Here is a 12,531-nt window from a genome sequence, read left to right as displayed (position 1 = left end):
AACGAGGCCCTGAAGTCGCCGCCGCCCGCGGTCGAGAACAAGGGCAATATCGATCTCGTGACCAAGAGCTACGACAAGCTGATGGAGCAATTCGGCGGCAACGACGACAATTGAGCTGCGATCCGAATCAGAGCCGAATCAAAAATGCGCCCCGGAGAATTTCTCCGGGGCTTTTTTTGTGCCTGATCCCGTACCGGCTCAGGTCCGCGTGCGCATCCGCATCATGAAGCTGTCGAACGACAGCTCGGCGACCTGCATCCAGGCCAGCGATTCGTTGCGATAGGCGGCGAGGCTCGCATACATCTTGCCGAAATGCGGATTGCTCTTGGCGAGATCGGCATAGATCTCGTTGGCCGCGCCGTAGCAGGCCTCCAGCACTTCCTGCGGGAACGGCCGCAGCTGTGCGCCGGCCACGATCAGCCGCTTCAGTGCCGGTGGATTGACCGCATCATATTTTCCGGTGACCCAGGTGAAGGTGTCTTCGGAGGCGGCCTGGATCGCGGCCTGATAATGCTTCGGCAGCGCGTTCCACTTGTCCTTGTTCATCACATTGTGGCCCTGGCCGGTGCCTTCCCACCAGCCGGGGTAGTAGTAGAATTTCGCGACCTTGACGAAGCCGAGCTTCTCGTCGTCATAGGGCCCGACCCATTCGGCGGCGTCGATGGTGCCTTTCTCCAGCGCCGGATAGATGTCGCCGCCGGCGATCTGCTGCGGCACGCCGCCGACCTTGGCGATGATGGTGCCGGCGAAGCCGCCGACGCGGAATTTCAGCCCCTGCAGATCCGCCATCGACTTGATCTCCTTCCGGAACCAGCCGCCCATCTGGGCGCCGGTCGAGCCGGTCGGAATGCCGACACAGTTGTATTCCGCAAGCAGGTTGTTGATCAGCTCGCTGCCGCCGCCCCATTGCAGCCAGGAAATATGCTGGCGTGTGTTGAGGCCGAATGGCAGCGACGTGCCGAACGTGAAGGCGGGATTCTTGCCCCAGTAGTAATACAGCGCGGTGTTGCCCATCTCGACCGTGCCGTTGGAGACGGCGTCCAGCACCTGCAGACCAGGCACGATCTCGCCGGCAGCAAAGGACTGGATCTGGAAACGGTTGTCGGTGATTTCGGCGACGCGCTTGCAGAAGAATTCACAGCCGCCATAGAGCGTATCGAGCGCCTTCGGCCAGCTTGCCGCGAGCCGCCACCTGACCTCCGGCATCGATTGTGCGACCGCGGGCGCAGCCACCGCCGTCGCAGCCAGCCCGACGCCGCCTGCCCTCAAGAAATCACGACGCTTCATGCGTAGCCCTCCTGTGTGCCGATGCCTCGACAAGGGGAACGATCTTGATGCCGTCTTTCTTCGCCGATCGATCGACGTTGCTGTGGTGATGTGTCCGGTGGCCCTCGACGGGCTCTTGTGTGTGGAAATCCGAGCCTTCGGTTCCACCGGTCAGGATGATGGTTTGCCTGAGGAAATCAAGCGCCAGCCTTGGTTGCAGCTGCGAAGGGAAATCGGCGCTGCTGGTCTCATTCGATACCTGTCGACGGTGCTGCGATCTGCTACGAGGGCAGGTGAGTTGATGGGAGTTCAAGGACATGGCCAACAAGAAAGTCGTGGTCGCGGGCGCGACCGGCCTCGTGGGCAACGCCGCCTTGCGACACTTCGGCGCATCCGGCGATTGCGAGCGCGTCGCGCTGTCGCGCCGCAAGCCGCGCGATCTCTACGGTGCGCAGCATCTGCGAATCGACCTCACCAGCGCCGAGGATTGCCGCCGAGCCGCGGCCGAGCTCGCCGGTGCCACGCACCTGATCTATGCCGCACTCTATGAAGCGCCGAGCCTGGTCGATGGCTGGCGCGATGCCGGGCAGATCGCAACCAACGACCGCATGCTGCGCAACCTGATGGGCGTGCTCGAGCCCGTCGCGCCGGATCTCAGGCATGTCGCGCTGCTGCAGGGCACCAAGGCCTACGGCGTGCATGTCCGACCGCTCACGGTGCCGGCGCGCGAAGGTCGCTCGGAGATGTACGAGCAGCCGAATTTCTATTGGGCGCAGGAGAATTACCTGCGTGAGCTGCAACGGGGCAAGAGCTGGCACTGGAGCATCCTGCGCCCGGTGCTGATCATCGGCGAAGCCATGGGCGGTGCGATGGATCTGATCCCGCCGCTCGGCGTCTATGCGGCGGTGCTGCGCGAACAAGGCAGGCCGCTCGACTATCCCGGCGGCGCGCCGCGTGTCGCGCAGGCGGTCGACGTCGATCTCCTGGCGCGCGCGATCGCCTGGTCGGGCGATGCGGAGACCGCGCGCAATGAAGCCTTCAACGTCACCAATGGCGACGTCTTCACCTGGGAAAATATCTGGCCCGCGGTATCGGATGCGCTCGAGATGGCGCCGGGCCGGCCTGTGCCGCTGTCGCTGGCGCAGGAGTATCCGAAATGGATCGCGCCGTGGGACGAGCTGCGCAGGAAGCACGATCTGATCGCACCTAGCTTGGAAGAGTTCGTCGGCCTTTCGTTTCAATATGCCGATTACAGCATGCGCTACGGGCAGACTGAATCCGGTCCGCCCTCTATTGTGTCGACGGTGAAGATCAATCAGGCCGGATTCACCGAGATGATGGATACCGAGGCGATGTTCCGGAAGTGGTTCAAGCTGGCGAAGGCAAGGCGGTTGTTGCCGTGAGCTCAGCCCGCGCTCCCTCGTCTCCCTCGCCCCGCTCTTGCGGGGAGAGGGCGGGGTGAGGGGCTTCCATCCGGTGAGCAGCCTCGTGCTCGTTGAGCACTGTGCCTCGCCCCTCACCCGGATCGCATCTCGCGATGCGATCCGACCTCTCCCCGCAAAAGGGCGGGGAGAGGTGAAGGACGTCGCTACCGCGAGAACGCGGCTTCCATCGCCTTGCGCGTCTTGATGGTGTCGTTGCGCTCGTCGACCTCGACGTCGCTCCAGCGCACCACAGCGCCATGAGCGATGTCGTTCTTCAGCTTGACCCGATGCGCAAGCCCGATCGGCAGCGCACCGGCGGCGAGGCTGGCTGAGGCCGGCATCAGCTTGCCCCACACCGTGTAGCCGCCTTCGCCGTCGAGCATCTCGCCGGCGCGCAAATTGCGTTTCGCCACCGCTGCGACGTCGCCGCGGAAGCCGCGCGGCTGTCCGGTCGGCTCGTTGCGCAGCGCCGCCGAGAGCACGGAAATGTTCAGCTCGAGCCCGATCAGATGATACGGCTTGTACATCGCCGCATAACGGCCGGATGAGTCGGTCTTGAGGCCGTATTGCTTGAAGCAGTCGGCGGCATAATCGTTCGGCGCCTCCAGCACCACATAGACGCCCCAGCGCAGATCGCGAAACACCGGACGGCCGTCGCGCTCCAGCGACGATACCACCTCGACGATGCCGGATTTCTCCAGCACGCCGCCCGCCTCGCGCGGCCGCATCACGTGCGGCAGGTCGTCGACGCCGCAGGGCGGAAACAGCAGGCCATCCGACGGCACGTCAAGCGTGCAGGCATTGGCGATCGCTGCCATCTCGATCGCGGATTTGGTGCCGTCGAGGAAGGAGTTGAACATCTGCGGGTTCATGCCGGCGGATTGCGCTTCGCCCGCGGTGAGCCCGTAATGCTGCCACACGCCCTCCGGCGTCACGTCGTGATAGGCGGGCAAATATTTCGTGCCCTTGCCGGCGGCGACGACGCGAAAGCCCGTGGCGCGCGCCCAGTCGACCATCTCCGCCGTCAGCGCCGGCTGGTCGCCATAGGCGAGCGAATAGACCACGCCGGCCTTGCGCGCCTCCTCGGCGAGCAGCGGGCCCGCCAGCACATCGGCCTCGACATTGACCATCACGACATGCTTGCCGGCTGATATCGCCGCGCGGGCATGGCGGATGCCGACCGCGGGGTTGCCGGTCGCTTCCACCACCACGTCGAACGCTCCGCCGGCGATCGCGCGGGCGCTGTCATCGGTGAAGGTGGTTGCATTGATCCGCGCGTCATCCCAGCCGACCGTGCGGCACGCCTCGCGCGCGCGGTCGCGGTCGAGATCGACGATCACCGGCACCTCGAGCCCCGGCGTGTGCGGCACCTGCGACAGGAACATCGAGCCGAATTTTCCGGCGCCGATCAGGACCACGCGAACCGGCTTGCCGGCGGCGGCGCGGGTTTTGAGGAGGTGATGCAGGTTCATGTGTTGGTTACCAATGGTGCGGTCGCGCAGGGCGCGCGACTATTCAGAATTCGTCATTCCGGGGCGCGACGAAGTCGCGAGCCCGGAATCCATCGTACTACGAATGTGCGGTCAAATGGATTCCGGGCTCTCGCTTCGCGAGCCCCGGAATGACAGCTTGTGAAACTACTCCGCCGCCTGCCGCGGTGCACGGGCGAGCCGCAGCAGCGCGTCGTCGGCAACCGTCTGGATCGGCGTGAAGTCGCGGTGCGCGATGTAGTCGGGCCGGGTCGGGGTACGGATATAGTTGGAGACCGCGTTCAGCGTCAGATAGACGATCTTGCGCGGGTAGGGCGTGATGTTGCCGCTCGATCCGTGCACCAGGTTGCCGTGGAACATCAGCATGCCGCCGGGCTTGCCGGTCGGTGCGACGATGCCGCCCTGCTTGACGAGCCGGGTCACCGTCTCTTCATCCAGCGTCCACAGCGGGTATGACGTGGTCTCGAGATCGTGCGACGCCTTGAGGTCGCCGGCGGTCTGGCTCTGCGGCACCAGCATCAGCGGGCCGTTGATCGGCATCACCTCGTCGAGGAAGATCGCGATGTTCATCGCGCGCGGCTCCGGCATGCCGTCGTCGCGCTTCCAGGTGCCGTAGTCCTGGTGCCACTGCCAGACGTCGCCGGTGAAGGCCGCCTTCGCATTGATCTTGAACTGATGCATGTAGACCTTCTCGCCGAACAGCTGCTCGATGGGGTCGATCATGCGCGGATGCGCGCCGAGGAGGCGGAACGCCTCGTTGTAGAGATGCGCGGCGAATGCCGTGCGCGGCGCGCCGCTCTTCTCGCGCCACACCTCGGGGCGGTTGGCGTCATAGATCGAGACCGCCTCGCGTGCGAGGAAATCGACCTCTTCCTGGCTGAACAGCTCGGGCAGGAACAGCCAGCCTTCGCGATGGAAAAATTCGATCTGCTCCGGGGTCAGTTTCATGGTGCTTTCCTCCTGTTGTTATCTTTGTCATTCCGGTGCGCGCAGCGAACCCGGAATCTCGAGGTTCCCCGATGCGCGATTGCGCATCTGCGGTTCGCTGCGCGCGCCGGAACGACGGCGTACCTACGCCGCCACGTCGATCGCCCTCAGCTTCTCTTCGGTCATCCGCCCCGCCGTCTGTGCATGCGCCAGCGCCGAAGCCTCGGCGGCGGCGGCGTTGCCGGAGAGAATATGTGCGGCGATGGTCTCGTGCTCGGTCCAGGCGCTATCGCGATAATCGAGCTCGGCAAGCACGGTCGCCATCGAGCGGCGCATATGCGGCCATTGCGGCGTGATCATTTCCTCGATCGCGGTATTGCCGGCCAGCCGATAGATCGCGCTGTGGAAGTCGACATCGAGTGCGATCAGGCGCGCCAGCGGTGCGCTGTCGTCGATCGCGCGTCCGGCTTCGAGGGCGCTCTCGAGTTGCGCGCGCGCCGCGGCATCTTCCTTTGCGCGCGTTGCGGCAAGCCGCGCCGCCAGCGCGTCGATGGCGCCGCGCACTTCATAGAGCTCGCGGATACGCTGCGGATCGAGCTGCGTCACCTCGAAGCCGCGCTTGCCGCTCTCCGCGACGAGGCCCTGGCGATGCAACAAATGCAGCGCGTGCGAGATCGGTTGGCGTGAGACGCCGAGCCGATCGGCGAGCTCGTTCTGGGTGATGCGCTGGCCTGGCAACAGCGTGCGGTCGATGATCGCCTCGAGCAATCGCCCGTACACCTGGTCGATCAGGTTCGGAAGCGGGTCCAACGGGATCATGCCATCAGTCCAAATTGGAATACGGAATTCCGTGTTCGAAAACAGAAGCTACCGCGGGTTGCGGGAGCGGTCAAGGCTTCAGTTTGCGGTGGCGTTAAGTGGCTGAAAATGTGGAGATTGTCGCCGAAGTTCTGACGTGGACGATCCTGAAGGTTGCAGTGGCCAGCCAGTCCCAATCGGTGAGCGGAGCAAGCGGCACCCCCCTCCCTGACCCTCCCCCCTTGTGGGGGAGGGTTGGGGAGAGGGTGGCCCCGGGTGCCGGCGCTAAAGATTGGCGCGGCTGTTTCAATGGATGCCGCTGCGCGCCCCAGCTACTTCGCCTTGCCCAGCTCGATCAGGATCCGCGTCATCAGATAGAGCCGTGGCACGATCGAGTTGGTGTCGATGTATTCGTCGCGGGCGTGATAGCCCCAGCCGGCGAGGCCGAAGCTTTCGACCACGGTGGCCTTGCCGCTGCGCGCGGCGTAGCCGGCGTCGGTCGCGCCGCCAGTCATCTCAGCGATATCCAGTGTGCGGTCGAGCTCGGCGTAGATCGCCTGTCCCTGCTTCGCGAGCGCGCGGCCGCGATCGTTTGCCACGAAGGGTGGGCGGCCTGCGGCGACCTTCACCGTCACCTCGGTGTCGGGGATCTGGTTGCGCACGGTGCCGGCCTTCGCGGTGGTCCAGTTCAGTTGCGTGCCCGGAATGGATTTCGCGACATCCTGGGTCTGCAGCAATTGATGCGCGAGCTCGAGCAGCGCGTTGCGGCCGAGCTGCGGTGCGGCGCCGGCATGCGAGGCCTTGCCCTTCACATCCAGCGTGCCGGTCGCGGTGCCGCTGGCGCCGAGCAGCAGGCTTTCGTTCTTGGCCACCGGCGGCGCCACCGTCGGCTCGCAGGACAGCACCACATCGTGCTGGTCGGCGAGCTCGGAGATGATCTCGCCGGAGCCGATCGAGCCGACCTCCTCATCCGGATTGAACGACACCGTGAGCTTTGCGTAGTCGCGCCAGCCGGTATCTTGCAGGATTTTCAGCGAATGCAGGATGACGGCGATGCCGCCCTTGTCGTCGGCAATGCCGGGCCCGTAGATCCTGTTGCCATCGACCTTGTAGGGCTGGGTGTCGAGGATGCCGTGCTCATAGACCGTGTCCATATGCGCGATCAGCATCAGCTTCCTGCTGCCTGTCCCCTCGAAGGTGCCGATCACCATGTCGGCGCCGGCGCCTTTCGTTGTCTTGCGCCGCTCGGTCTTGGCGCCGAGCGCCTTCAGCCGCGCTTCGGTGTAGTCGGCCATCTTCTTCAGGCCCTCGACATCGCTCGAGCCTGACTCGATCAGCACCATGTCGTGCAGGCTTTCGATCACCGCCGGCTGGGCCTGCTCGGCGGCCGCGCGCAGCTTTTCATCCGCGGCGGCAAAGGCGGGGGACGAGGCGAGGGCGAGCGAAAGCAGACCGGCCGACGCAAGCAATTTGATGGATCGTTTCATGATTGTCCTCCCTGTATGGCGCAGGGAGGACACTAACATTGCAAACCACCTGTCTCCAGCCGCGTCAGGCCTGGTCGAACACCTCGACATCGAAGGTCTCGATCTGCGCGGGCTCGGCGGTCGCATCGATCGCCGCGATCCTGTCGCCAGATATCGTGACCCGCAGCACGACACGCAGCGCGCCACCAAGAACGACGGCAACGCCGATTTCGCCGTCGACCAGCGCCGCTTTCGCGGCCTGCGCGCGTCCCTTGAAGCTTTCGGCCACCGCAACTGCGCCACGGATCACCGGCAGCGAGCCGAGCCGTTGCGCAGCCTGATCGGCGCGCACCACGACGTCGGGCGCCAGCACGGCAAGCAGCCCTTCGAAATCGCCGTTGCGGGATGCGGTGAGGAAAGCTTCGACGATGCCGCGCTGCCGGCTGAGATCGGCATCCGGCGCCGGCGGCGCGCCCTGCACGCGGCGCCGCGCGCGGCTCGCAAGTTGCCGCGCGGCGGCCGGCGTGCGTCCGACGATCGGCGCGATCTCCTCGAACGGTACCGCGAACATGTCGTGCAGCACGAAAGCCAGCCGCTCGGCCGGCGCCAGCGTTTCCAGCACCACGAGCAGCGCCGCGCCGACCGAGTCAGCCATCTCGGTCTCGCGCTCGGACGGATTGTCCGCGATCGGCTCCGGCACATGTGGCCCGATCGGCTCCTCGCGGCGCGATTTGCGCGAGCGCAGCATGTCGAGGCAAATCCGCGCGACCACCGTGGTCAGCCAGCCCCCGAGATTGTCGACGGCAGCAGTGTCGGTGCGGCTGAGCCGCAGCCAGGCTTCCTGCACGGCATCGTCGACCTCGGCGGTCGAGCCCAGCATGCGGTAGGCCACCGCCCGCAGGCGCGGCCGGTTGGCCTCAAACTGTTCGGCCACAAACTTTTTCTCGTCCATCGGTCACATTCCCTTTGTCCGCTCCGTCATGGCCTTGACGAACGAAAGTGGGCCGATGTGACAACAGATCGGCACGGCTTCGTCAAAAGGCAAATCAGGAGAGTGACATGATGAAGGCCCGCATGAACCACCCGGTGATGGTTGTCCCCGATGCCATGAAGGCGCTGCAGGCGCTCAGCGAGAGCACCAAACCGGCTTTGCCGGAAAAGCTGCTCGAACTGGTGTATCTGCGCGCCAGCCAGATCAACGGCTGCAGCGTCTGCGTCGATATGCATCCGAAGCTCGCCCGCCGGGCCGGCGAGACCGACGAGCGGCTGTTCGCGGTCGGCGCCTGGCGCGACACGCCGTATTTTACCGAAGCCGAGCGCGCCGCGCTGGCGCTGACCGAAGCGGTGACCCGGCTCAGCGACCGCGAGGATCCGGTGACCGACGCGGTGTGGGACGAGGCGGCGAAGCATTTCAACGAGCAGCAGCTCGCGTCGCTGGTGCTGGGGATCGCTGCGATCAACGTCTGGAACCGGCTGAACGTCGCCGTGCGCCAGCCGGTCGGTGTCTGGAAGGTGTGAGCTTCTCGCTCTCCCCGTTCTTGCGGGGAGAGGGTTGGGGTGAGGGGCTTCTCTCCGCCAGCTCTGCAGCTGGATAGACCGGTACCCCCCTCACCCGGATCGCATTTCGCTTCGCTGCACGCGATCCGACCTCTCCCCGCAAGCGGGGCGAGGTGAAGAGCGTGCACTGCCTATGCGGCCAAGAACTCCAGCACGATCTTGCAATAGCGCTGCGGGGCCTGCTCGAACATTGGATGCGTGGTGCCGGGGATCATCTCGGTGCGCGCGCCCTTCACATTGGCGGCAAGCGCGTGCAGCACCTTGGGCAGAATGCCCTTGGTGTTGGCGCCGCCGATGAACAGCGTCGGCGTCTTGATCGCCTCCGCGTCGGCCTTCGAGAACGGCGGGCGCTGGTCGCGGGTCTGGCCGAGCAGGGTGGTCGCGTTGTCGCGCAAGAGCTGTTTGGCGGTTGCCGGAATCCGCTTCCAGGCGCCGGGCCCTTCGAGCGCGTCCATGAAGATCTGCAAGCCGCCGTCGATGTCGCCCTTGGCGATTTCAGCGGCACAGGCCGCGAAGCGCGCCGCCAGCGGCGAGGGGCCCGGCTTGAAATCCGGATCAAGGCTCTGGTCGAGCTCGCCGCCGGGCTCAGCCAGGATCAGCCTGCGCAGCAGGTCCGGCCTTCGCTGCGCGACGCGGAAGCAGATATGGCCGCCGCGGGAATGCCCCATCAGGTCGACCGGTTTGGTGTCGAATGCCTCGATGAAGGCGATCACATCGTCGACATGCTGCGCGATCGAATAGGTGTCGCCGACGCCGTCCCAATGCGCCGGGAAGAAATGCCGCAGGCTGACCGCGATCACGCGATGCCGCCGCGTCAGCGGGCCGAGCACCGCCGACCAGATCCGGAAATCGCACAGCGAGCCGTGCACGCAGACCAGCGGCGGGCCCTCTCCGATATCGAGATAGGGCATGTCGAAACCGTTGACGTGGAGGCTGTGCATTTCGGGGCTCGCGGAGGGCAGGAGATGTTGTTGATTTAGCCCAGGTTCCCACGGAATTCGGGTGGATAGCAACATTCTCCAAGCCTAGATTTCAGATCGACAGCAGGCTCAAACGTGTGAGCTGAAGGAATATCTGGAGCGAGCCATGACCGGCCAGCATTTTGCAATCTTCGAGACCATGATCGGCGCCTGCGGCATCGTCTGGGGCGAGCACGGCGTCACCGCCGTGCAGCTGCCGATGGGCACCGAGGAGAAGACCCGCAAGCGCATCTTCCAGCGCAATGGCGACGTCACCGAGGCCGCGCCGCCGGCCGAGGTGCAGCACGCGATCGACGGCATGATCGAGCTGCTCGCCGGCAAGCCGAACGACCTCGCCGACATCGTGCTCGATCTCGACGGCGTGCCTGAATTCAACCGCGGCGTCTACGACATCGCGCGGAGGATTCCGCCGGGCAAGACGGTCACCTATGGCGATATCGCCAAGCAGCTCGGCGGCGTCGAGCTGTCGCGCGACGTCGGCCAGGCGCTGGGCCGCAACCCGTGCCCGATCGTGGTGCCCTGCCACCGCGTGCTGGCGGCCGGCAACAAGCCGGGCGGCTTCTCGGCCAATGGCGGCGTGGTGACCAAGCTGAAGATGCTGCAGATCGAAGGCGCGGTGGTGAACCACACGCCGAGCCTGTTTGATTGAGCGGGGCGCGGTCTTCTTATCCTCCCCTGGAGGGGGAGGATCGGTTCGCATGAAATGCGAACCGAGGTGGGGTGAAGGTCCCTCGTATCGGGTGCTGCCCGCGTTGAGAGATCACCCCACCCCGTCTCACATTGCGCTGCGCTTCATGTGAGCCGACCCTCCCCCTCCAGGGGAGGGTGGTAGAGAGCGACTGTCGCGAATTCAGCCTACTTCACCGTCTCACAGACAAATCCGTTGCCCTTCCGCCTGATCTTGCCGACCGTCGGCGAGGGGAAGTGCGCGGGGCAGCACAGCGTATCGGTATCGCAATAGCGCTCGAGGAAGCTGCGCCGTGTCCTTGCGGCCTGCGCCTGGTCGACATCGAACTTCGCCGACAGCTCCGGATAATGCGTCTGGATCGGCGAGTGCATCAGGTCGCCGGCAAACACCGCATCATCCTTGCCGCGGCCGAAGGTGAAGGCGACGTGGCCCGGGGTGTGGCCGGGCGTCGGCAGGATGCGGACGTGATCGCCGATCGCAAAATCATTGCCGACGAGCTCAGCCCGCTTGGCTTCGACCACCGGCAGCACGCTGTCGACGAAGGGCGGGACCTCTGCCTTGGCGTTGGTCTCGGTCCAGTAGTCGAACTCGCTCTTGTCGAACACGTAGCGCGCGTTCGGGAAGGTCGGCACCCAGCGGCCGTTCTCGAGCCGCGTGTTCCAGCCGACATGGTCGACGTGCAGATGCGTGCACATCACATAGTCGATGTCGCCGACCGAGAAGCCCGCCGCCGCGAGGCCGCGCAGATAGTTGTCGTCGGTCTTCATGTTCCAGCTCGGCCGTCCCGGCCGCGGCTTGTCGTTGCCGATGCAGCTGTCGATCAGGATGGTGTGGTGCGGCGTCTTCACGATGTAGGACTGGAACGCCAGGATCAGCGTGTCGCTGTCGTCGAGTGCGCCGGCGGCCTTCATCCAGGCGCGGTTCTCCGCGAGCAGATCCGGTGTCAGTCCGGGCAGCATGTCGAGCGCGGGCAGGAACAGCCCTTCGTCCTCGACAATGCGATGAATGGTGAGATCGCCGGCGGCAAATTTCAGGCTCATGGTGATTCCTTGGCGTTGGCGTTTGCGAGCGAAGTCCGGTTGGCGTGAAGAGAACGCGTAGAAAAGCTGGTGCGCGTCGCGCACGGCGGGAATGCTGATGTTGGCGAGGATATCCATCGCCGCAAGGTCTTGCTCCGGCGGGCCGTACCGGGCTGCCGTCATCATCATCACAAAGTCGAGATCGGAGACGGTCAGCGCGAGCACCAGGCTCGCGCTGAAATCGAGAGGCGGGGACGCATTCGCGTCTCCCCGCGCCTTGCTCCGCTACGCCGCTGGCGGCGCCGAAACCTTCACCGACGGCCGCTCCAGCATCTTCTGGTAGAAGGCGTCGAGCTTCGGATAGGCCTTGCGCCAACCGCAATCGGCAAAGCGGAAATCGGCGTAGCCGAGCACGCAGACGAGGCCGATCTGCGCGATGTCGAACGACGCGCCGTTCAGCACGTCCGGCCGGTTCTCGAACCGCGCCATGCCGGCCCAGGCCCGGTTCCAGTGATCGTCATACCAGGCCTGCCACAGCGAGCCCTGCGGCCGCACCATCTTCTCGTAGCGGCACAGCAGCATGGAATCGAGCATGCCGTTGAGCAGCGAATGATCGGTCTTCAGCTGCCAGCGCCGCGGACCGTAGCCCGGGATCAGCCGGCCGCCGCCGATCTCGTTGAGATATTCGACGATGACGTAGGAATCCAAGATGACGTCGCCATGGTCGAGGATCAGCACCGGCAATTTCTTCAGCGGCGAGATCTTGGAATATTCGTCATTGGCGGTGCCCGGCGCGACGCTGGCCGGCACGAACTCGATCCTGTCGATCAGGCCGAGCTCGATCGCCGCGATCCGCACCTTGCGGGCGAACGGGGAGGCGGGAGAGAAGGTGAGTTTCATGGGAGGCCCCTGGAAA

The 12,531-nt window shown here is 65.1% G+C and carries 13 protein-coding genes (1 of these 13 only partly in view); 4 read left to right on the top strand and 9 right to left on the bottom strand.

Annotated elements, in window-relative coordinates; translation table 11 throughout:
- On the top strand, positions 1 to 114 hold the final stretch of the coding sequence (locus ACVIGA_RS16210) for a hypothetical protein (protein ID WP_456667142.1). Its footprint begins 513 nt before the window's first position; 114 of the gene's 627 nt are visible here — the last part of the coding sequence; its start codon lies off the left edge, out of view; it ends in the stop codon at positions 112 to 114.
- A gap of 84 nt (positions 115 to 198) precedes the next feature.
- Here ACVIGA_RS16210 and ACVIGA_RS16205 read toward each other — a convergent pair whose 3' ends face one another.
- The gene (locus tag ACVIGA_RS16205; protein WP_456667141.1) at positions 199 to 1,287 is read right to left on the bottom strand and encodes a TRAP transporter substrate-binding protein; all 1,089 of its coding nucleotides are present in this window, start codon (positions 1,285 to 1,287) and stop codon (positions 199 to 201) included.
- 296 nt (positions 1,288 to 1,583) lie between these two features.
- On the opposite strand from ACVIGA_RS16205, the gene ACVIGA_RS16200 reads away from it, so the two are divergent.
- The gene (locus ACVIGA_RS16200) at positions 1,584 to 2,669 is read left to right on the top strand and encodes an NAD-dependent epimerase/dehydratase family protein (protein ID WP_456667140.1); all 1,086 of its coding nucleotides are present in this window, start codon (positions 1,584 to 1,586) and stop codon (positions 2,667 to 2,669) included.
- Between the two features lie 185 nt (positions 2,670 to 2,854).
- On the opposite strand, the gene ACVIGA_RS16195 is transcribed toward ACVIGA_RS16200, so the two are convergent.
- The 5 genes from ACVIGA_RS16195 to ACVIGA_RS16175 all read right to left on the bottom strand — a co-directional run bounded on the left by ACVIGA_RS16195 (position 2,855) and on the right by ACVIGA_RS16175 (position 8,323).
- Entirely contained in the window at positions 2,855 to 4,162 is a 1,308-nt protein-coding gene (locus ACVIGA_RS16195; RefSeq protein WP_456667139.1) for an NAD(P)H-dependent oxidoreductase, read from the bottom strand.
- Positions 4,163 to 4,327: 165 nt separating this feature from the next.
- Positions 4,328 to 5,128 carry a phytanoyl-CoA dioxygenase family protein gene (locus ACVIGA_RS16190; RefSeq protein ID WP_456667138.1) on the bottom strand — a complete coding sequence of 267 codons (801 nt, stop codon included), beginning with the start codon at positions 5,126 to 5,128 and terminating at the stop codon, positions 4,328 to 4,330.
- 123 nt (positions 5,129 to 5,251) lie between these two features.
- A complete protein-coding gene (locus ACVIGA_RS16185) occupies positions 5,252 to 5,926 on the bottom strand; it encodes a GntR family transcriptional regulator (RefSeq protein ID WP_456667137.1) in 675 nt (224 codons plus the stop codon).
- Positions 5,927 to 6,237: 311 nt separating this feature from the next.
- Positions 6,238 to 7,392: a glutamate carboxypeptidase gene (locus ACVIGA_RS16180; RefSeq protein WP_456667136.1), complete on the bottom strand. Its 1,155-nt coding sequence runs from the start codon at positions 7,390 to 7,392 to the stop codon at positions 6,238 to 6,240.
- A 64-nt stretch (positions 7,393 to 7,456) separates the two neighbouring features.
- Positions 7,457 to 8,323, bottom strand: coding sequence for a sigma-70 family RNA polymerase sigma factor (locus ACVIGA_RS16175; protein WP_456667135.1), 867 nt, complete (start codon positions 8,321 to 8,323; stop codon positions 7,457 to 7,459).
- A gap of 110 nt (positions 8,324 to 8,433) precedes the next feature.
- On the opposite strand from ACVIGA_RS16175, the gene ACVIGA_RS16170 reads away from it, so the two are divergent.
- A complete protein-coding gene (locus ACVIGA_RS16170) occupies positions 8,434 to 8,889 on the top strand; it encodes a carboxymuconolactone decarboxylase family protein (protein WP_456670821.1) in 456 nt (151 codons plus the stop codon).
- A 170-nt stretch (positions 8,890 to 9,059) separates the two neighbouring features.
- Here the strand turns inward: ACVIGA_RS16170 and ACVIGA_RS16165 are convergent, their stop codons facing one another.
- Complete coding sequence (locus ACVIGA_RS16165; RefSeq protein ID WP_456667134.1) at positions 9,060 to 9,869, bottom strand: alpha/beta fold hydrolase; 810 nt, start codon at positions 9,867 to 9,869, stop codon at positions 9,060 to 9,062.
- A 145-nt stretch (positions 9,870 to 10,014) separates the two neighbouring features.
- Between ACVIGA_RS16165 and ACVIGA_RS16160 the strand changes: the two genes are divergently transcribed.
- Complete coding sequence (locus tag ACVIGA_RS16160; RefSeq protein WP_456667133.1) at positions 10,015 to 10,557, top strand: methylated-DNA--[protein]-cysteine S-methyltransferase; 543 nt, start codon at positions 10,015 to 10,017, stop codon at positions 10,555 to 10,557.
- A gap of 206 nt (positions 10,558 to 10,763) precedes the next feature.
- Here ACVIGA_RS16160 and ACVIGA_RS16155 read toward each other — a convergent pair whose 3' ends face one another.
- Entirely contained in the window at positions 10,764 to 11,636 is an 873-nt protein-coding gene (locus ACVIGA_RS16155) for an MBL fold metallo-hydrolase (RefSeq protein WP_456670820.1), read from the bottom strand.
- Positions 11,637 to 11,900: 264 nt separating this feature from the next.
- Positions 11,901 to 12,515, bottom strand: a complete 615-nt coding sequence (locus ACVIGA_RS16150) for a glutathione S-transferase family protein (RefSeq protein WP_456667132.1) — start codon at positions 12,513 to 12,515, stop codon at positions 11,901 to 11,903.
- Between the last annotated feature and the right edge of the window lie 16 nt (positions 12,516 to 12,531).

The organism is Bradyrhizobium sp. USDA 3240 (assembly GCF_054063295.1).
Note: the sequence above shows the minus strand (reverse complement) of the source record. Positions and strands in the feature narration are given on the sequence as shown.